21 protein-coding genes are annotated in these 18,451 nt (G+C 59.3%); 11 read left to right on the top strand and 10 right to left on the bottom strand.

The window, feature by feature from the left end; all coding sequences use genetic code 11:
* The first annotated feature begins 282 nt into the window (after positions 1 to 282).
* From P1X16_RS27815 to P1X16_RS27805, 3 genes are all read left to right on the top strand, one after another.
* Complete coding sequence (locus P1X16_RS27815) at positions 283 to 480, top strand: hypothetical protein (protein WP_277235898.1); 198 nt, start codon at positions 283 to 285, stop codon at positions 478 to 480.
* Between the two features lie 2 nt (positions 481 to 482).
* Entirely contained in the window at positions 483 to 1,133 is a 651-nt protein-coding gene (locus tag P1X16_RS27810) for a response regulator transcription factor (protein ID WP_277235895.1), read from the top strand.
* Between the two features lie 279 nt (positions 1,134 to 1,412).
* The gene (locus P1X16_RS27805) at positions 1,413 to 1,748 is read left to right on the top strand and encodes a hypothetical protein (RefSeq protein WP_277235893.1); all 336 of its coding nucleotides are present in this window, start codon (positions 1,413 to 1,415) and stop codon (positions 1,746 to 1,748) included.
* A 441-nt stretch (positions 1,749 to 2,189) separates the two neighbouring features.
* On the opposite strand, the gene P1X16_RS27800 is transcribed toward P1X16_RS27805, so the two are convergent.
* The 4 genes from P1X16_RS27800 to P1X16_RS27785 all read right to left on the bottom strand — a co-directional run bounded on the left by P1X16_RS27800 (position 2,190) and on the right by P1X16_RS27785 (position 4,821).
* Entirely contained in the window at positions 2,190 to 2,369 is a 180-nt protein-coding gene (locus P1X16_RS27800) for a hypothetical protein (RefSeq protein ID WP_277235891.1), read from the bottom strand.
* 370 nt (positions 2,370 to 2,739) lie between these two features.
* Positions 2,740 to 3,642, bottom strand: coding sequence for an alpha/beta hydrolase (locus tag P1X16_RS27795; RefSeq protein WP_277235889.1), 903 nt, complete (start codon positions 3,640 to 3,642; stop codon positions 2,740 to 2,742).
* 67 nt (positions 3,643 to 3,709) lie between these two features.
* Positions 3,710 to 4,366 (bottom strand): NAD(P)-binding oxidoreductase, encoded by a 657-nt coding sequence (locus P1X16_RS27790; protein ID WP_277235887.1) that lies wholly within the window; start codon positions 4,364 to 4,366, stop codon positions 3,710 to 3,712.
* A gap of 62 nt (positions 4,367 to 4,428) precedes the next feature.
* Entirely contained in the window at positions 4,429 to 4,821 is a 393-nt protein-coding gene (locus P1X16_RS27785; protein WP_277235886.1) for a DoxX family protein, read from the bottom strand.
* A 153-nt stretch (positions 4,822 to 4,974) separates the two neighbouring features.
* Between P1X16_RS27785 and P1X16_RS27780 the strand changes: the two genes are divergently transcribed.
* Positions 4,975 to 5,364, top strand: a complete 390-nt coding sequence (locus P1X16_RS27780; protein ID WP_277235884.1) for a helix-turn-helix domain-containing protein — start codon at positions 4,975 to 4,977, stop codon at positions 5,362 to 5,364.
* Positions 5,365 to 5,419: 55 nt separating this feature from the next.
* Here P1X16_RS27780 and P1X16_RS27775 read toward each other — a convergent pair whose 3' ends face one another.
* The 3 genes from P1X16_RS27775 to P1X16_RS27765 all read right to left on the bottom strand — a co-directional run bounded on the left by P1X16_RS27775 (position 5,420) and on the right by P1X16_RS27765 (position 8,359).
* A complete protein-coding gene (locus P1X16_RS27775) occupies positions 5,420 to 6,238 on the bottom strand; it encodes an SDR family oxidoreductase (protein ID WP_277235882.1) in 819 nt (272 codons plus the stop codon).
* Between the two features lie 42 nt (positions 6,239 to 6,280).
* Complete coding sequence (locus P1X16_RS27770) at positions 6,281 to 7,219, bottom strand: NAD-dependent epimerase/dehydratase family protein (RefSeq protein ID WP_277235880.1); 939 nt, start codon at positions 7,217 to 7,219, stop codon at positions 6,281 to 6,283.
* A gap of 117 nt (positions 7,220 to 7,336) precedes the next feature.
* Positions 7,337 to 8,359 (bottom strand): Atu2307/SP_0267 family LLM class monooxygenase, encoded by a 1,023-nt coding sequence (locus P1X16_RS27765; protein WP_277235879.1) that lies wholly within the window; start codon positions 8,357 to 8,359, stop codon positions 7,337 to 7,339.
* Between the two features lie 137 nt (positions 8,360 to 8,496).
* Here P1X16_RS27765 and P1X16_RS27760 point away from each other — a divergent pair, with 137 nt between their 5' ends.
* On the top strand, positions 8,497 to 8,883 hold the full coding sequence (locus P1X16_RS27760) for a helix-turn-helix domain-containing protein (protein WP_277235878.1): 387 nt from the start codon (positions 8,497 to 8,499) through the stop codon (positions 8,881 to 8,883).
* 161 nt (positions 8,884 to 9,044) lie between these two features.
* Here the strand turns inward: P1X16_RS27760 and P1X16_RS27755 are convergent, their stop codons facing one another.
* Positions 9,045 to 9,650, bottom strand: a complete 606-nt coding sequence (locus tag P1X16_RS27755) for a TetR/AcrR family transcriptional regulator (RefSeq protein WP_277235877.1) — start codon at positions 9,648 to 9,650, stop codon at positions 9,045 to 9,047.
* A 137-nt stretch (positions 9,651 to 9,787) separates the two neighbouring features.
* On the opposite strand from P1X16_RS27755, the gene P1X16_RS27750 reads away from it, so the two are divergent.
* A complete protein-coding gene (locus tag P1X16_RS27750; protein ID WP_277235874.1) occupies positions 9,788 to 10,258 on the top strand; it encodes a nuclear transport factor 2 family protein in 471 nt (156 codons plus the stop codon).
* Positions 10,259 to 10,732: 474 nt separating this feature from the next.
* Here P1X16_RS27750 and P1X16_RS27745 read toward each other — a convergent pair whose 3' ends face one another.
* On the bottom strand, positions 10,733 to 10,912 hold the full coding sequence (locus P1X16_RS27745) for a hypothetical protein (protein WP_277235918.1): 180 nt from the start codon (positions 10,910 to 10,912) through the stop codon (positions 10,733 to 10,735).
* Here P1X16_RS27745 and P1X16_RS27740 point away from each other — a divergent pair.
* From P1X16_RS27740 to P1X16_RS27725, 4 genes are all read left to right on the top strand, one after another.
* Positions 10,826 to 11,125: an alpha/beta fold hydrolase gene (locus P1X16_RS27740; protein WP_277235916.1), complete on the top strand. Its 300-nt coding sequence runs from the start codon at positions 10,826 to 10,828 to the stop codon at positions 11,123 to 11,125. The two genes, P1X16_RS27745 and P1X16_RS27740, sit on opposite strands and share 87 nt — an antisense overlap.
* A gap of 33 nt (positions 11,126 to 11,158) precedes the next feature.
* On the top strand, positions 11,159 to 11,410 hold the full coding sequence (locus P1X16_RS27735) for a hypothetical protein (RefSeq protein ID WP_277235872.1): 252 nt from the start codon (positions 11,159 to 11,161) through the stop codon (positions 11,408 to 11,410).
* A gap of 525 nt (positions 11,411 to 11,935) precedes the next feature.
* On the top strand, positions 11,936 to 15,145 hold the full coding sequence (locus P1X16_RS27730; protein ID WP_277235870.1) for an SBBP repeat-containing protein: 3,210 nt from the start codon (positions 11,936 to 11,938) through the stop codon (positions 15,143 to 15,145).
* Between the two features lie 378 nt (positions 15,146 to 15,523).
* The gene (locus P1X16_RS27725; RefSeq protein WP_277235869.1) at positions 15,524 to 16,111 is read left to right on the top strand and encodes a porin family protein; all 588 of its coding nucleotides are present in this window, start codon (positions 15,524 to 15,526) and stop codon (positions 16,109 to 16,111) included.
* A gap of 374 nt (positions 16,112 to 16,485) precedes the next feature.
* Here the strand turns inward: P1X16_RS27725 and P1X16_RS27720 are convergent, their stop codons facing one another.
* On the bottom strand, positions 16,486 to 17,178 hold the full coding sequence (locus P1X16_RS27720) for a TonB family protein (RefSeq protein ID WP_277235867.1): 693 nt from the start codon (positions 17,176 to 17,178) through the stop codon (positions 16,486 to 16,488).
* Positions 17,179 to 17,573: 395 nt separating this feature from the next.
* Here P1X16_RS27720 and P1X16_RS27715 point away from each other — a divergent pair, with 395 nt between their 5' ends.
* Complete coding sequence (locus P1X16_RS27715) at positions 17,574 to 18,386, top strand: DUF2927 domain-containing protein (protein ID WP_277235865.1); 813 nt, start codon at positions 17,574 to 17,576, stop codon at positions 18,384 to 18,386.
* Positions 18,387 to 18,451 lie beyond the last annotated feature (65 nt).

Genomic DNA, 18,451 nt, shown 5'->3' with positions numbered 1-18,451 from the left:
GGGCGTAGAATCCTACAGGAGTGAAACGCTGATAAACAGGGTTGAGAATAGGGGCTTTGCAGATAAATATGCGTAAAGACCGGAGGAAACCAGGCATTTACCGGCCGTAAAACCCCGTAAACACGGCAGCGCGGGTGGTTGACGTAGTAGCGCCCCTGGTCAGTTGTTTTAGTTGCAACGCGTTAATCTTAAATGTACTGGCTTTCCCTACCTAAAAGGCTTACGCTTGCGTACTCAGTACGTTAGAGCCCCAAGCTTGAGCCTGTCATTCCCCTCTCACGCATGCGCAACACCACTTCTCGTACCGTTACGCCAGTGGGTTGGCCCGCTACTGGATCCCCCGTCCGCACTGTGGCCGGGGGCCGGAGCAGACAGGGACTCGTTGAGCTGGCATTCACCATGGGGCGGGGTGGTACTGATTTTACGTCCGAACTCGTGGCTCCCAACCTCCTGCGCATACCCCTACCCTTATTTTCGTAGCTATGATTCGTGTTTTTATCGTTGACGACCACGTCCTGATTCGCGACGGCCTGCGGACCCTGCTTGCGGACCATCCCCTGTTTGAAGTGGTGGGCGAAGCCGCCGATGGCCAAGCCTTACTCGACCAGTTGCCGACCGTGGCCACCGACGTGGTGCTGCTGGACTTGACCATGCCCGTGCTCGACGGACTGGCCACCACGCACTGCCTGCGGGCAGAGTATCCCCACTTGCGCATCTTAATGCTCTCGATGATGGTGCACGAGCGCACCATTGGGGAAGTGTTGGCCGCGGGGGCCCACGGCTACATACTTAAAAATGCCGACAAGCACGAAATTATCGCCGCTTTGCAGAGCGTAGCGGCCGGCAAGCGCTTTTTATGTTCGGAAATTGGATTAAGTATATTAGATAAAATCCTTCTCGAGCCCAGCCACCCGAGTACGCCTCCGGGTGACGGGGTAGCCTTGACGCATCGGGAGCGGGAAATCCTGCAGTTGGTGACCGATGGGCTCACCAACCAGCAAATTGCCGACAAGCTCTTTACCAGCCGGCGCACGGTTGAGTCGCACCGCCAGAACCTGCTGGAAAAAACCGGCGCCAGCAACACGCCGGCCTTGGTTAAGTACGCGATGGAGCAAGGCTTGCTCTCCGAGTAGCCAGCCTGCTCCCGGCTGTCCTCCGCTCCCCGAATTGGAACCGGCAACTACGTCCCGCAAGCCCTTGTGGCCGCTAAACTAGTAGTCGGGTTCCCGTAGTAATACGAGCGTATAATCGGGTATCCACCCCTGTAAAACCCGTAAATCTGCGGGGCTAAGAGCGGTTCGCAACCCGTTCCTTTGCGTAACTGCCCGCCGCAGGGGTCTGCCTTGGAGTAGCCCCAGCGCCGCAGCTTCTTTTTCAAGCTCACTTTGGGGAGCCACCTGCCTGCTACTTCTATGTTAAACTACTTTCCTGCTTCGCCAGCCGATGCTACCGCTGTTGCGGCCTTACTTCCCGTATCGCTTGGTAAGCTAACGGCACAGCAACTAGCGCAGCTGCTACTAGAGCCCTCCCCGCAGCTACTCGTCGACTGTGGCGGGCTGGTCGCTCCGCACCCCCTGGGGGTGTGTCATTTTGCCACCCAACTGGTGCTCTTGCGGCAAAAGGGAGTTTGCGTCTACTTGTGCAACGTGCACCCCGTCCTGCGCCATTGCTTGCATCAATTGAAACTACAGTACTTGTTTCACTCGCTAGGTGAAAGAACCGACCAAGCCCTGCCTCGGGCGGCGTGAGTGGCACGGCAAAACGGGGCAGTAGCTCACCGCCCCGTAAGCCAGCCCAGAGGTAGGTGAGGTCCACATCCCCTTGGGTCTTTCCCCGCAGGTGATGGTTGCATATGGTTCTGACCGCGGGAATAGTCTCTCTGGTAAGTCCCACAACTTAAACCTAAAAGGGTTTTCTCGCTTCAACACCAGCCTGATCAGAGCGCTGGAACGAAAAGAGGATGACCCTGATGTGCAGACGCTGTCGCTTGCAGCTCAGCCTCGACGCGACAGTTCAGACGCGGCTCTATACATCGCGGCAGTGGCTTAGCTCATACCCTTTGCAGTCTCCCACAGTTCGATTTCGTGCTGCTTCCCTAACGCAAGGCGCGCTTCCGCCCGTGTCTGGCGGTGAGGTAGGCGCGGCCACGCTTACCGGCCACGCACGCTGCTTGTTTTTTAAGGCTAAGCCTAGCCTTGCGCGGTGCGACGCACCACGATGTCGTTGATGTCGACTTCGGCCAGCTCGATAGCGAAGGCAATGCCCAAGCAATGGTCGTCGGGAAAATTGCCATCGAGCCGGCCGAAGCGTTCCAGCGCCAGTTGCACGAGGGCCGTTACGTTCAGGCGCCGGGCTATATCGGTAGTCACCGGAGGCGGCCTCGCCTCCGGTGGCCGCAATCCGGGTGGCCAGCGCGGCTAGGGGCTCAGGCCGGCAGGCGCAGAGTCTCTAGCCGCGCTCGGCCTGCAGCAGGGCAGTGGCTTCGCCGATGCCGCTACTGGCCCCAGTAATAAAAATGACCTTGCCCTTGATATTGTTATTCATGTTGTGCGTTGTGGTAAGGGAGAAATAACAACGCAGAGATCCAAAGCAGCTTATGCGGCAGAATTAGGTCAATCAAGCCAAAAGCTATGAAAGTAATACCTACTGGGAAGATAAGGGGCGTATAGCCGGTGGGCCTCTAAAAGAACCCACCACCAATCAAGTAAGCCGGTTACCGTTGTCCCAACCAAAGAAATCTTAGGCGAAGAAGCGGCCGAGCCGGTCAGCCACCCACTGCGGTTGGTCTTCGGCGATGGTATGGCCGCAATCCGGAATAATATCCGTCGCGATGTCGGTTGCGACCTGCTCGACCCCCACCAGGAGGTGCGCCTGGGGCAAGCCCCGGTCGCCGTTGAGCACGAGCACGGGCATAGACAGCCGGTCGTGAAAGCGCGCGCGGTTTTCCTGACCATCGGCCAGCAGCGTGGCGTAGTGCTGGAAGCCGGCGCGCATCCCGCCCGGAGCCGCGTAGTAGGGCAAAAAATGCTCCCGGGCCACGGCCTCCGCATCGCGGGTCGTGGACATCATGCGCATGGTCGGCAGCAGATAGGCGACCTCCTTGCCAGCAGTGAGCATCGTGGCCACTTCTACCTGCATGTGAAAGCCAAAATGCCAGTACCCACCGGTGGCCGGATTCATCAGCTCTTCCAGGCCGAAGCCGGGTAGTACCGATTCGGCCAGCACCAGGCGGCGCACCTCGGCCGGGTAGGACGCGGCGTAGGCGTAGGCTACCATCGCGCCGAGGTCCATACCCAGCAGGTGAATTTTGACATGCCCCAACTGCTGCACCAGCTCGTGCACGTCGCGGGCCACGTTGGTCTTGGCGTAGCCATCCGGGGCTTTTACTGAACTGCCGAGCCCGCGCAGGTCGGGGGCAATAACGGTATAGCCGGCGCTGGCTAGCTGCGGCAAGAGCTTGCGCCATATCGCCCACGTGTAGGGCCAGCCGTGTAACAGCACTACGACCGGGCCACTACCGCCGCTGACGTAGTGCAAGCGGGTGCCGTTCACCTCAGCATAGCCGTGTTGAAAGCCGGGCACATCGACCACTGCACCTGCCGAGGGAGCCAACGGGAGGGGGAGAAGAGGATTTTCTGACATGGGGTTTGGTTAAGAATACGGGCGGGTAGCACCCAAGCGCCGCCTTTGCCCGGGCTTCGGGAGCAGATTATACTTCAGATAAAAGGGGCGCCTGATGCACCAAGTCGGGGCGCTCTACACAGTCTACCAGGAATTGGGCCAGCTGCCGGCGACTCATTTTGAAGGGAGAAGGGGTAGTGTTATAGCTTACGACCAGCTTCCCCAGGTGCTCGTGGTTGTTCAGGGCCACGGGCCGAGCGATGGTCCAGTCCAGGCGGGAACTCCGCAGCAACGCTTCCTGGGCGGCATGGTCGGCAAACACGAGGCGGAAGTTGGTGAGCCGGATCATCAGGCGCATGTACCACGGCGCGTAGGGCCGCGACTCGCTCGCCCCGATAGAGGACAGCGTCACGATGCGTCGGATTCCTGTTTCGTTCATGCAGGTGATGGTGTGGCGCATGGCCGTCTCGAGCGTGTGGGGTGCAACTATTTTCCGGAACGACAGGATTTGGGACTCGGGCAACGCGCTCAGCGCGCTGATGACCACATCGCAGCCCCGCAGGGCTTGGCGGACATCTGCCGCGTTGGTGGGCGTGCCCCGGATAACCGTCAAGTTCTCAGAGTGGACCGCCAGCTTGCTCGGATTGCGCACCAGGGCGGTCACGGCGTAGCCTTGTTGCAAGGCGTAGTGTACGATAAGGCTTCCGGTTCGGCCCGTGGCCCCGTAGAGCAGGATTCGTTTCATGAAGGAAATGGGTGGTTAGCTACCTGCGGCTAAGCGGTCAGGGAAGCCTTTTAAAGGAAGGCTCAGTCGGGGCTACTGGCTACCAGACGCTGGTTCAGTAACCGCTGCCTCAGTTCTGGGAAACGGATGATGGCCGTCATCCAGACGAAGGCTTCAAGGCCCGCGGGAAAGAGAATGCCTTGCTGGTGCTGCAAATGGGTGGCGATGGCCCCGCCCAGGTAGGACGAGAGCAGCAACGTACCCAAAACGCCGGTTCGGGGCCATAGAAATAACAGCACGGAGGCTGCCTCGAGGAGGCCCAGGAGGCGATAGGTTTCGGGCGATAGCCCGAAAGAACTGCCCATCTGCAGGGAATGCGCGCTACCGCTAATTTTATCGGCGGCCGAGGCCAGCAGCAGCAAGCCAAGCAGGCCGGAGAAAATATAGCCTAAGATATTACGTGATTTGGACGTCATCGTGTTGGTGTTTTAGTCCTGATGAGGAGGAGGTGGTGGGTTAAATCGAAGTATGAAAGGGTGGGCGAAGCCCCACCGGGAAGGATAGCTGTTTACTCTTGTATCTTTGTTACCTGCTACCTGACAGATACTAGGATCTAAAAAGTACTACTCATGGAACCTCAGCCTTATGCTTCCCGCCAGTGCCGGGACTCCCACCGCGCCGTGCGCGATACGCTGGATGTGGTCAGCGGCAAATGGAAGCTGGTCATCCTGGCCGTGCTGCTGGAGGAAAAGCAGCGGTTTAAAGAGTTGAGCCGTAAAATCGGCATCTCGCCGCGCATCCTGTCCAAGGAATTACAGGAACTCGAACTCCATAAACTCGTGACGCGCACCGTCTGCGATACCCGACCGGTAACGGTGGAGTACGCCGCCACGGACCACGCGCAGACGCTGGGCGACGTCATTCACGCGCTGTACCAGTGGGGGCATCTGCACCACGCCACCGTCATCGGCCGGGAGCGGCCCCGGGTGGCCGAACGGGCCGAAGCCTCGGAAGCGTAACGTAACCGCTGGCCCCGTCATCCTTCACGCCTTGACTGCGGTTGGCGGTAGCGGCTTACATGACCAACTCGCCGGCGTCGGCGGCTAGCTCGCTGCCCGTCATAATGAGCGAGAGGTCCGAGGCCGCGAAGAAAAAGACGCGGGCCACGTCGTCCGGTGTGGCCACGCGCCGCAGCGGCAGCCGGGACGCAAACATGGCCGGCGCATCGTCTAGGCCCGTCAACTGCTTCAAATCCACCGCCTGGCGCTCAATGCCCTCGGTAGCCGTCATGGTGGGCGAAACGGCCAGCACTCGGATGCCGGCTGGCCCGAACTCGTGAGCCAGGGTTTTCGTAAGGGCTTTCACGCCGCCTTTCGAGGCTACGTAGGCCGCCATGCCGCCGGGCGGGGTGTTGTGCGCGCCCGTGGAATGGGTGTTGATAATCACGCCGCCCGTGCCCTGGGCCTTCATCTGGCGGGCGGCTTCGCGGGCGGCGAAGAAGGTGCCACTCAAGTTAGTGGCTATCACCTGGTGCCACTGCTCGGGCGCTACGCTGAGCGTGTCCTGCAAGGGGTAGATGCCCGCGATATTGGCCCAGATGTGGATGGCCCCGTGGCGCGCTACGATGGCCGCCACCGTCGCTGCAATGGCGGCCGGGTCGGCGATATCAAACGGCATAAAGCTATGCGTCTGGCCCGCCTCGCTGGGCAGTTCAGCCAGCGCTTTCTGGCCCCTCTGCTCGTTACGACCCGCCAGCACTACGGTGGCCCCGGCTTCGGCGAAGCGGTGGGCGGTGGCCAGTCCAATACCGGAGGTGCCGCCGGTGACGACAGCCGTGCGGCCCGTCAGGGAAATCAGTTCGAGGAGTGATTTAGAAGCAACGTCGGTGGTCATGACTATGTGGTTAAAATGAGGAAAATCAGGAGAGTGATGGAGTTAAGAGGCAGGCTGGGCCACGTCAGCCAGCATCTGAGTGTGGCGGGGCTGCCAGCCGAGTACCCGCCGCGCTTTTTCACTCGACGACTGGCTGTTGGAAGCCCAGTAAGCGGCCAGCGGGGGCATGCGTAGGGCCTCGCCCAAGGCGGGCAGGTCCAACTCGACCGTCCGGCCTGCCAACCCCAACCCGAAGCTGACGGCTTCGGCGATGCCTTTCGTGCGCAGGCCCGGTTCGGCCCCGGCGTGGTAGAGCTCGCTGGCCGGGCTGTTGTCGAGGGCCAGTAGGTAGAGGTCGGCCAGATCGTCGACGTGCACGAACGACCACTGGTGGTCGGCGGTGCCGGTGGCATAGGGCACGGCCCCCAGGGCCTGGGCAGCGCCGCGCAGCAGTGCAAGCACGGCGTGGCCATCGGAGCGGCCGTACACGTTGGGAGGGCGCAGGACGATGCCGCGCACGCCGGCCGCTTGCAGCACCATATCCTCCACGGCTAGCCGGCCGAGCAGCGCCTTCAGGCCTGCATCGGCTGAGTCGGCGGAGGTGACCGTGCGGGCAGCAAGGGGCGTCTGCTCGTCGAATACATGGGTGCCGGTATCGCCCAGCACGGCAGTGCCGCTGGTGAGCAGGAACGGCTTGCCGCTGCCAGCCAGGCCGCTGAGCAGCGCCCACACGGCCCGTTGCTCGACCTCGACTGCTTGCCCGAAGTCCGTGCCCTCGTGCTTAAAAGCGGCGTGAATGACGCCATCCGCGGCACGGGCCGCGGCGGCCAGCACGGGCGCATCATTTAAATCGCCGAGAATGACTTCGATGCCCCGGGCTGTCAGGATTTCGGCTGAGGCCGTGGAGCGCGCCAGCCCGGCTACCTGGTGGCCGGCTTGCTGGAGCTTTTCGGCCACTACACTACCGATATAGCCGGTGGCGCCGGTGAGAAATAGCTTCATAGGGTTTAACTTTTTGGAAAATGAAAATCCGGGCACCCACCAGGTGGGACCAGACAAAATGCTTTCTGGAAGGAGTCAGCGGAATTTTATGGCCTGTACCGGCGCTTAGCGGGGCCGTTATCCGCGCAGCAGCGGGGCTACTTGCGTGCCTAGCAGCTCAATGGCGTGCAGTAGCTGAACCTGCGGCAGCCACGGGTTATCCATCTGAATCGTGACGCGGTCCAGCCCGCCTAGGGCCAGGCTATGGCGGTGAATCTTGGCGGCCACCTCGGCGGGGCTGCCGATGAGGTAAGCCCCCAGGGGCCCTCGTTGCGCGTCGAAGCCAACCCGCGTCACGGGCGGCCAGCCGCGCTCTTTCCCCAGCCGGGTCATAAGCTTCGCGTAGCCCGGGTAGTACTCCTCGGCGGCTTGCGTTGTCGTCGCGGCCACATACCCGGGGGCATGCAAACCCACGCGCAGTTGCTCCGGCGCAAAGCCCGCCTGGCGTCCGGCTTCGCGGTAGAGGTCCACCAAAGGCCGAAAGCGGTGCGTTTCGCCCCCAATGACGGCCACCATGAGCGGCAGGCCCAACTCACCGGCCCGCACGAACGAGGCCGGCGTGCCGCCTAATCCCAGCCAGACGGGCAGTTGCGCTTGTACCGGCCGGGGGTACACGCCCTGGCCTGTGAGCGCCGGCCGAAACCGGCCCGACCAGTGCGGGTGTGCTTCAGTCCGTAGCTGCAGCAGTAGGTCGAGCTTTTCAGCAAACAGGGCGTCATAGTGGTGTAGGTCGAAGCCAAAGAGCGGGAAGGCATCGGTGGACGAGCCGCGCCCGGCCACGATTTCGGCCCGGCCTTGCGAAAGCAGGTCCAGGGTGGCAAATTCCTGAAACACGCGCACGGGGTCGGCCGCTGAAAGGACTGTCACGGCGCTGGTCAGGCGGATGCGGGTGGTGCGGGCCGCGGCGGCCGCCAGGATAACGGCTGGGGCCGAGTCGAGGAATTCAGGACGGTGGTGCTCGCCGATGCCGAACACGTCCAGGCCCACCTGGTCGGCCCACGCGACGCGGTCAAGCAGTGCACCCAACGCCGACGCCCCGGAAGCGCTCCCAGGGCCGGTTTCGAAAAGCGCCGCTAAAAAACTATCTATTCCAAGCTCCATCAGGATTGGTTTTCGCTCAGCGGGGCAGACGACGGTCTAGCCCGTCATTTTCGCTGGCGGAAACAAAACTATGGGCCCGGATAGGTAGCTTTGTTATCAATTACAAAAAGGATACCGATAACCAAAAGGATACCACCATGCCCATCTGCCCCGGTTCTCATTCCAAAAGCCAGCACCAGGCCGTGCGCGACACGCTGGACGTGATCAGCGGCAAGTGGAAGCTTGTCATCTTGGCGGTCCTGCTGCAGCGTAAATACCGCTTCAAGGAACTGAGCCGCGAAATCAACATTACGCCCCGCATTCTTTCCCGGGAGCTACAGGAGATGGAGCTGAACCAGCTGGTGAAACGCACCGTGTGCGACACCCGGCCCATTACAGTTGAGTACGAGTGCACCGCCCACAGTCGCACGCTGCTGTCCGTGGTGCAAGCCATGTGCGACTGGGGCTACCTGCATCACGAGGCGGTAGTGGGTACTCGGCGGTCCGATGACCCGGCAATCCTAGCGTCCTTCCAAGCTGTGTAACCTCCTGCTGCTTGGCCCCCGGGGTGGCGGCCCCGAAGGGAGCGGGATAGGTGCGGACTGAAGTGGTCGAGTAACGCACGGCAGATAGGCGATGCAACGGGACATCGTACTAGGCCCCCGGTAAGCTGAGTTGGCTTAAATTAGCAGGACAGAAGAAGGACTCAGATTGCCGCAGAACGCTGCCGCCCACCCAATAGCAGTTCGGCCAAGGCCAGCGCGCTAGTGGCCGCCGTGGGGCCGTCGCCAAGCTGCGCCCGGACGATGGCCCCATCGATGAGCAGCAGCAACTGGGCCGCCCCCTGCACGGGGTCGCGAAACTGACCCGCTCGCAGGAGCCCTTCCAGATAGGTGCGTAGTACGGCCTTGTGCTGACGAGCCAGCAGATGCTCCTGCGTATGGGGGTCCGCCGTTTCGAGCACTGTGTTGATAAAGGCGCAACCGCGAAAGTTAGCTTCGCTAAACCACTCCTTCAGCACGTGGAAGATGGCGCGTATTTCCTCGGCAGGCGTGGCGGAGCGGGCCTTGGCTTGCTGCTCCAACTGCTGCTGCCAGCTGTGGTGGCGCTCCTGCAGAAACGCGACGACCAGTGCTTGCTTGGAGGGGAAATGCTTGTAGAACGACATGCGAGCGACCCCGGCAGTTGTCACTAATTCCTCGACGCCGGTGGCCCGGATGCCTTGGGTGTAGAATAAGCGGTGCGCAGCGGTGAGAATGCGCTGGCGGGCCACCGACTTACTAGGGGGAGTACGAGAAGGAAGGGCACTCATGAGCGGACAGGTCTTTTCGAACTCAGCGAAGCCCCAAGGTAACTAGACTTGGAGTATACTGACCGTTCTATCTACTTTTAAATCGCCAGGCACTATCGACCCCTGCCTGACCTTAAGCTCCCCTTACTTTTCCAATCATGTCTGAACTACGCCCCCCGCTACCTCCCTTTACGCTGGAAACCGCGCGCCAAAAAGCACGCTTGGCGGAAGACGCGTGGAACTCCCGGGACCCCGAGCGAGTGTCCCTCGCCTACACGCCTACGAGCCAATGGCGCAATCGCAGCCTCTTTATTAAGGGCCGGGAAGCCATCGTCACTTTTCTGACCCACAAGTGGCAGCGGGAATGGGAGTACCGGCTCGTAAAGGAAGTATGGGCTTTCCACGAGAACCACATCGCGGTCCGTTTCCAGTATGAATACCACACGGACGAGGGCAACTGGTTCCGCGCGTACGGCAACGAGCAGTGGGCGTTCGACGCGCAGGGACTCATGCACCGGCGGGAAGCCAGCATCAACGACGTGCCCATTAGCGAAGCCGAGCGCAAGTTTCGCTGGCCGCTCGGCCCCCGGCCAGGGGATCACCCCGGACTGGCCGACGAGTGCCCGTAAGTCAGAAACGAAAAAGGGCTTAAACAAACCCGGCCGTCGCGCAGCGCCTGGCAGCAGTGGCCTTGGTTAAAAGTTTGGCACAAAAGTTAACCGGGCAGCCGCACTGCCTGCTTAAATCACCATACGCAGTTCGTTCAGTTGCTCTTTCACGCTGTCCTCACTTCTGCTTTGCCGCCTGACTGGGAGTATTGCATGCAGAACCACTTAGCATAACGAAATGGGAGTTCACGAAACTCACCCATTCGGGCATTTCGTGAACAAGGAATCGTCAACAAGTTTCTTAAACTCCCGGACCCGGCAGCGGCCCGTTGGCATCTAATGCCGACCCGTTGCCAGGCATTCAAAGGAGAGTTATGTTTGTTCTATGAGTGCAGCCTCTAGTAGTTCCACCATTGTTTTCATCACAGGTGCGGTCGTCACATCCGCGAGTTGGGATAACTGGAAGGCATACTTTGAAGACCACGGCTACACCTGCTACGCCCCCGACTGGCCCCGCAAGAGGCCCCGGCCGCCGAACTGCGTAGCCAACACCCGCACTCGCCCATCGCCCACAATCGCTTGGCCGATGTGCTGCGGGTATACAGCGACTTCATCGCGCAACTGCCCACCAAGCCCATTGTGATCGGGCACTCCTTCGGCGGGCTCCTCGTGCAACTGCTCCTCCAGCAGGACGCCGTGGCCGCCGGCGTGGCCATCGAGTCGGCGCCGCCCCTGGGCGTCGTGGTGGCCAACTGGTCCCTAGTCCGGTCCGTCCTGCCGATGCTGGGCCTCTTTTCTTCCCTGAACACGACGTTTCTGCCCACCTTCGCGCAGTGGCAGGACGCCATTGCCAATAGCCTCCCCCTAGCCGACCAGCGGAAATACTAACACCAGTTGGCCGCGCCCGAATCGAAAAAGACCATGCGCGGCGCCTTCGGTTGGGACGCCCGCGTCAACTTCCACCGGCCGCACGCGCCGCTGCTGTTCTTAGCCGGCGGGGCCGACCGCATCATGCCCGCGGCCCTCAACCGCGCCAATTACCGGCACTACCGCCACGCCGGCTCTGTCACCGACTACCACGAACTGCCCGGCCGCAGCCACGCCATGCTTGGCCAGTCCACATGGCCCGAAGATGCGGCCTTAGTGCAGCGCTGGCTGGCCGCGCTTTCGTAAGTCTAGTCGTTGCTGCCCGTCCGGGGAGCAAATTCACCCTACTGTACCCCTGAAAGGCGTTCATTCAAATGGTGATTTGGCAGCCGCAAATTACTAATCGTGCCTACCTCGGATGTAAAATGGCACATCCCTTTTGACATGGGTATTCTAGAACAGGTCCCGAAGTTGAATAACCCGGATGGGCCACGGGCGATTGTGATAGTTTAGGTACGATATGGGCCCCTTATCGGTGGGAATGAGAAAAGAGGGACGCGCTCCTAACACCGGTACTTCCGGCTTAGCTTAGGCTGCATGGAGCCTACATTAGCAAGTTGAAATTCTGGTGTTTAGCGAAGAATATTTAGCCTTAGAAGCTGCCGTTGTTCGCTTAATTCAACTTAATTAGTACCTACTACTATACAGGGCGAGGCGTCGATTTTGCGGGGTAAGTAGAGGGCTAGTGGCGTTGTTGCGTTTGATTGCGCTCGTTGGCTGTGGCTGGTAGTTGAAATGGAAGTTGCACCTCCACCCTTAATGTTCGTTGCTATGAACCCTTTCCTTATTCGTTTGCTGCTAGCAATAGGCTTATTGATGCCGGTAGTGGTTGCCTACGCGCAGTCCGGCGCCGCCAAGCCTTCCACCCAAAGTCAGGCCCCGCACCTCGTTTTGCCCCAGCGCATACCGCTGCCCCCCACTGTAACGGCTCTGCACTATGCCCAAGCACCTACCGGAGCCGCTGCCAGATCGAAAGGGCCTCTCAAGCCAGCCCGGCCGCGTCCGCTGCAACACGCAAGCAGCAAGCTAGCCCCGATGCCCAAAGCAGCAACTAGCTCTGCTCCCCTTGCCGGACCAATAAGCGAAGTATGGGCGGCCCGCTACAATGGCTTTGGCGACAGTTATGAAGTGGCAACGGATGTAGTAGTTGACGCCGCTGGCAACACCTATGTGGCGGGGTATTCACTTAGTGTTCGAAGCTACGATTATGCTATCGTCAAATACGATGGAGCTAGTGGGCAGCAACTCTGGCAAGCCCGCTACAGCGGACCAAACAATAGTTTAGATTTGGCAACAGCTATAACCCTAGATGCGGCGGGCAATGTGTACGTGACCGGGACATCGTCTGGTCCTGCTAGTAGCTACAGCTATGTCACCCTCAAGTACTCGGCTGATGGCCAGCAACTCTGGCAAGCTACTTATAGAGGATTAGGCCTCCTTACTTCCAGATACAATGTTGCGACGGACATAGTAGTGGATGCCGCAAGCAATGTGTACGTGACCGGGTATTCCACTAACAATGCCGGCAAGTATAGTTATGCCACCGTTAAGTACGCCGGGGCAGGTGGCCAACAGCTGTGGGCTGCTCGCTACACCGGGGCTAGTAACAGTGATAACCTGACCACCAACCTAGCGGTAGATGCGGCCAGCAACGTGTACGTGACGGGCACCTCCTACGCGGGCAATCAGAGCGACTACGTAACCGTCAAGTACACTGCTGGCGGCCAGCAGACGTGGGCCGCTACCTATAATGCACCAGGCAACGGCTACGACCTGGTATCGGACGTAGCTGTGGATGCGGCCGGCAACGTGGCCGTAACCGGCACTTCCGACAACGGCAGCAGCTACGACTACGCCACGGTCAAGTATTCAGCCACTGGGCAGCCACTTTGGGAAACCCGCTACAACGGGGCCGGCAACGGCTACGACGAGGCCACTAGCTTAGCCATGGATGCAACCGGCAATGTGCTGGTGACAGGCTACTCCAATAAGGGTAACAGCAACTGGGACTACGCCACTATCAAGTACGCCGCAAGCAGTGGGCAGCAGTTGTGGGAAGCCCGCTACAACGGGCCCGACGAGGGATATGATGAGGCAACAGAGCTGGTGGTAGACGCCACCAATAATGTGCTGGTAACGGGCCTTTCCTATAACAATGATGGCCTGAGCGACCAGGCAACAGTTAAATATGCCGGAGGCAGCGGGCAGCAGCTGTGGGCCATTCGCTACAACGGGCCGGCCGATAACAACGACGTGCCAGGCGGCGTAGCGGTTGACCCGGCCGGTAACGTGTACACCACGGGAAGCTCCGTTGCTGGCAGTAACAATAACTGGGACTATGCTACCGTCAAATACGCTGGGGCCAGCGGCCAGCAGTCGTGGCAAGCCGCGTATAACTGGGCCGACAACAGTGATGACGTGGCGGTAGACGTAGCCGTGGATGCCGCTGGTAACGTGTACGTTGTTGGTAGCTCCCAAAGCAGCGGCAGCAGCAACGTAGACTACGTTACTATCAAGTACGCCGCCAATGGCCAAGAGCTATGGAAAACTCGTTACCACAACCCTCTTAACAGTTATGGCCGGCCGGTCAAGCTAGTCGTAGACGCCGCCGGTAATGTATACGTGACAGGCAGTAATGCCATGGAGGTTGGCTTTGGTACCGACTACCTCACGCTAAAATATGATGGGGCCACCGGCCAGCAACTGTGGGAGGCCCGTTATGGAGGAACTGATAGGGGAAGTGCCAGCGCTGCTGATATGGCCCTAGACAACGCGGGTAACGTGTATGTAACGGGGGGGGCTTTTGGCGTCAGCTCCGCCGAATATGCTACTGTTAAATATGACGGGGCAACTGGCCAGCAACTGTGGGAAGCTCGTTACAATGCGTTAGGTAGCTTCTATAACGGGGCTAGTCGCTTGGTCCTAGACGCGGCGGGCAATGTGTACGTGTCGGGTATCTTCAACAGCAACAGCCGGATTGTATTCGCGACGATCAAGTACAATGGAACAACCGGCCAGCAAGTCTGGGATGCCCGTTTCCCCACTTTTGGTACTGGCACAGGTGCGACGGTGGATGGCTTAACCGTAGACGCCGCAGGCAACGTGTACATAACCGGAAAGAGCGATTATATAGCCTTTAGTTCAGAGTGTCTTACTATTAAGTACGCCGCCAACGGTCAGCAGCTATGGGTCGCGCGCTACAAGGGGCCGGACAACGGTTATGGTGAGGGTGCTGCGGTTGCCGTAGATGCGGCAGGCGATGTGTACGTAATGGGGCGCACGATCAGCAACAACACGGGCACCCAAGGTTTCGTTGTCAAGTACGCCAGGACTGATGGCCGGCAACTCTGGGAAACTCGTTACGGCGGTGTAGCTGGCTTCACGTATCCTGTCGATTTAGCTTTGGATGCGGCCGGTGATGTATACATAACCGGGGCCACGGCCTACGATTTTGCCACGCTCAAGTATGCCGCCGCCACTGGCCGGCAGCTGTGGGAGGTCCGCTACAATGGGCCGGGCAATGGAAACGACCAGGCAGTGGCCTTAGCCCTCGACGCAGCAGGTAATGTGTACGTGACGGGAAGCAGCGCCTTCTTTAGTAATGACAACAGTGGCTCGGACTACGCCACCATCAAGTATTCCCAGATCAACACCACGTCCTCCGTACCGGTTATGGCTGCTCATCAGGCCGCTTTAGCACGGGCAGCAACAGCAGGCAGCGTGCAGGACCTGTCGGTGTACCCGAACCCAGCCGTAGGTCAGGCGTCGGTGAGCTTCCGGCCGGTATCGGACGGGGCGGCGCAGGTGTTGGTCTATAACCAGCTGGGCTGGCAAGTGGCTTCGCTCTACAGCGGAGCCGTGCGTAAAGGGCAGCGCTACACCCTGACCCTGGATGGCCAGCAACTAGCCCCGGGTTTGTATACCTGCTTGTTGCTGGTAGATGGTCAACGCGAAACGGTGCGTCTAGTTATTGAACCGTAAGTTGTCGCTTTACTGCCAGGAAAACGCCTGTAGACGAGTTCTGCCGGCGTTTTTTTGGGGCCCCGCTGCTGGTGGCCGCCAAGCGAGGCATAGCGACACCTGCGGTGGGTCCGTTGGCAAGAGGCATAGCGACGGGGAAGAGCTACTCTATTGAACATAACATTTAGTGGCTGTTGCAAAAGGTTGACCGTAGGCGAACAACAGGTACTTGACGCCCCACCCTCTGCCCACCAGGGGCGCTCGGTCAGCTTATTTAGAACGGCCTAGGCGCTGATGCGACCCCGTACATTCCCTGCGGGGAGTTTTGCAACAGCCACGAGCGTTTGTCAGACAGCTGTCACGCCTTTCCTCATCGAAGAGTGTGTTTATCTTGAGACCATGAACAAGCGATGGATCGTGTGGGCAGTGGTCGTGTTCGGCTGCTGGCCCGGCCTGGCGCCCGCCCAAGGGGTGCGCTTTGGCCTCAAAGCCGGTGGTAACTATAGTACGCTCTACTTTAAAGACGTAACGCGGCCGGACCGTCGACTTGGCTTCTGGGCAGCAGGCTTTGCTCGTTTGCCCTTCGCCGCTAACAGCTTGTTCTCGGTGCAACCTGAACTTGCGTATTCGGCCAAAGGCGCGCAAACCACCTACCAAGGCCAAACCAACCGCAGTCGGTTTCACTATCTGGAGCTGCCCGTCCTGGTACACCTACAAGCGAAGGGCCTCTTTGTCGAAGCCGGACCCCAGTTGAGCTACCTGTTGGGCACGCGCTTTGAAACCGCGGTGGGTACCGAGACCGGCCGGTCAGGCTACCGCCAACTCCTCGTGGGCGCGGTGGCCGGGGTTGGCTATCAAGTCCCGATGGGCCTGAGTTTGACACTGCGGTACGCCAACGACCTGACCCGTCTCGCTCGCCAGGGGCCACGCCACACCCTCTACCAGCTGCAGCTGGGCTATTTGTTTGCTCCGCGCGAAGCCGACTAGCTGCAACGGCTGCTCGCACGGCTGGACAGGACCGCCTTCTTGCGAAGAGGCTCTAAGTAAGGAAATGTAACCAGTCCACTTAGATCGCTATTTCGAACGCCATTGGTACCTCATCTATGCCCCCGAAAACGCGGTTTTTAGGAGGTGTTTTTCAATAGGTAATCCGAACACCTACTTTTACTTTTTTCTATTGAACATACTTCGAGTGGCTGTTGCAGAACCCGGGTTGCCCTGCAACTAGGCGCTTCATGCATCATAATAGGTTCGAACAATGCTTGAAAAAGCCTTTTGTCGGGTAACAGCCCGTGACACGGGCCCATTTCGCGCTAGTTACTGGGTTCTGCAACCGCCACCCCCGTTTGGGTAGATGCTCCTTAGGGTTTGGCCTTAAATTCAACTGGTATAGTATAGGCCACTGCGACCGGTTGTCCCGCCTGCTGGCCGGGCTCGAAACGGGGCAACTGCTGCACGGCGGCCACCACCGCCGCGTCGAAGGCCGGACTCAGGCCTTTCACGATTTTGGCGTCCTGCACCGTGCCGTCCGTATCGACCACGAAGGTGACGAAGGCACGACCGGTGGGCACAGCCTCCCCGGATAGGACTTTCGGATAGCTAATGTTGCGTTGTACGGCCTGCACCAGTTCCGGCATGCCCCCGCCATTGCCGAGCTGCGGCATTTGCTCCACGTAGGCATATATCTTGTGGCCGCTGCGCGTAACGGGCTGCATTCCGGGCAGTGTTTTGGGCACTCGGGTAACGGTAACCGTCTGATGGGGCTCGCCTATGCGACTGAATACGGAAACCTGCTGCGTGGTACCCGGCTCAAATTTGCCTCCCGTGCGCAACGAGTCCTGTCGCATGGCCTCTTCTAGCTTGCTTTTGAAAGTTTGCTTATCGGCATTGCTTGGAAAAGAAAGTTGAACGCCCGCAGGGGGAGACTGTGCTTTGGCAGTCCCGCCAGCCAAGACCAGCGCTATAAGAACGGGCAACACGGGCCGCTGCTTCCACCGGCGCAGGGGGTTTTGAGGGGGCACCATGGCAATGCGGGTAAGGGTTAGTGAAAACATGAATGTAGTCACTTAATTGAATAGGAGGGGTTCATGGCTTGTCATAAACCTGCTTTCCGCGAACGCTTAGCAGCAGGCCAGCGTTAGGTGCCAGCAGGCCACTGTAGGGCCGGGCGAGTGTAAGAAACCCGTCTACGATTCCTAGTTTACGAAATGGCGCAAAGAGATGCGTTTCGCAAACCCTAAGCCAAGCGCTTTCATAAGTCTAAGCAAACATGACTTTCTCCCGAGTAGGCGCTTTTATAAAGTCGCTCCTTGTCTAGGAATAATTTCTAAACATAATAATTGTTATAAGCGGGGGCTTGGAATTGTAATAATTTATCTCCTGTTTTCTTGCCCTTATCCCTAGCACTTTCCATAGAAGCGTAGCGATTTTGTTGCGCAGTCGCTTTTTATTGCCGTGCTTCCCATTCGGCTTCTTCTTCGCTTGGGGCCCGTTCTGGATGAAAAAGATTCTGCTCGTCGCCGTCGTTGTATTCCTGGTGGTCGGACTCAGCTCATACTGGCGTGCGCGCGCCCGGTGTGCCACCACCTTAACGAAGCAACAAGTCGCGCACCTACGCACCCATTACACCCAAGAAGAATTGACCTACTTCCAGCAAGTGGCGTTTGGCAATGATCTGGGCACGCTTAGCCCCACGATTCACCGCTGGAATCGCCCCCGGGTGACCGTGCGGATTATGAGCGCCTGTGAGAGCGCCGAACGCCGGGAAGTGGTGCGCGTGCTACAAGACCTTAATCACATCAGTCGCTCCACCCAATTTGTACTGGGCACGTATGCCGCGCCGGATTTGAAGATCTACCTCGTTCCGAAGCGAGAGATCAGCCGCTTGTTTGCTAAGCACTCGGCCAATCCGCACACGCTGGATGCCAATGGGCTGTTTGGCTTTGAGACCAGCGCCTGTGGCGAGATTGTGAGCGCCACGGTGGCCGTGGCCAACAATCTGGACCTGGCCGGCCACAAAGAGGCCATCATCCGAGAGGAGCTGGCTCAAAGTATCGGACTGCCCAAGGATACGAAGCGTTATGCCAAAAGCGTCTTCTCTTCCAACCGGCAGATTATCATTCAGGATCCGGACCATACCTATGACCAGTTTGCCACCGAGTTTCTACCCATTGATCAGAAGGTGATCGACATTCTCTACAACTCAGGCATTCCCATCAACACCGAGGCCAGTGATTTCACTGCGCAAGTGCTGACCCAATGAGAAAGCCCTTCTCAACGCTTGCTTGCCCCGCTCCCTTCACAGTTCCGTATTGCCTAAGTTGAGTT

The sequence above is a fragment of the Hymenobacter sp. YC55 genome, assembly GCF_029433095.1.
Classification (GTDB): domain Bacteria; phylum Bacteroidota; class Bacteroidia; order Cytophagales; family Hymenobacteraceae; genus Hymenobacter.
Note: the sequence above shows the minus strand (reverse complement) of the source record. Positions and strands in the feature narration are given on the sequence as shown.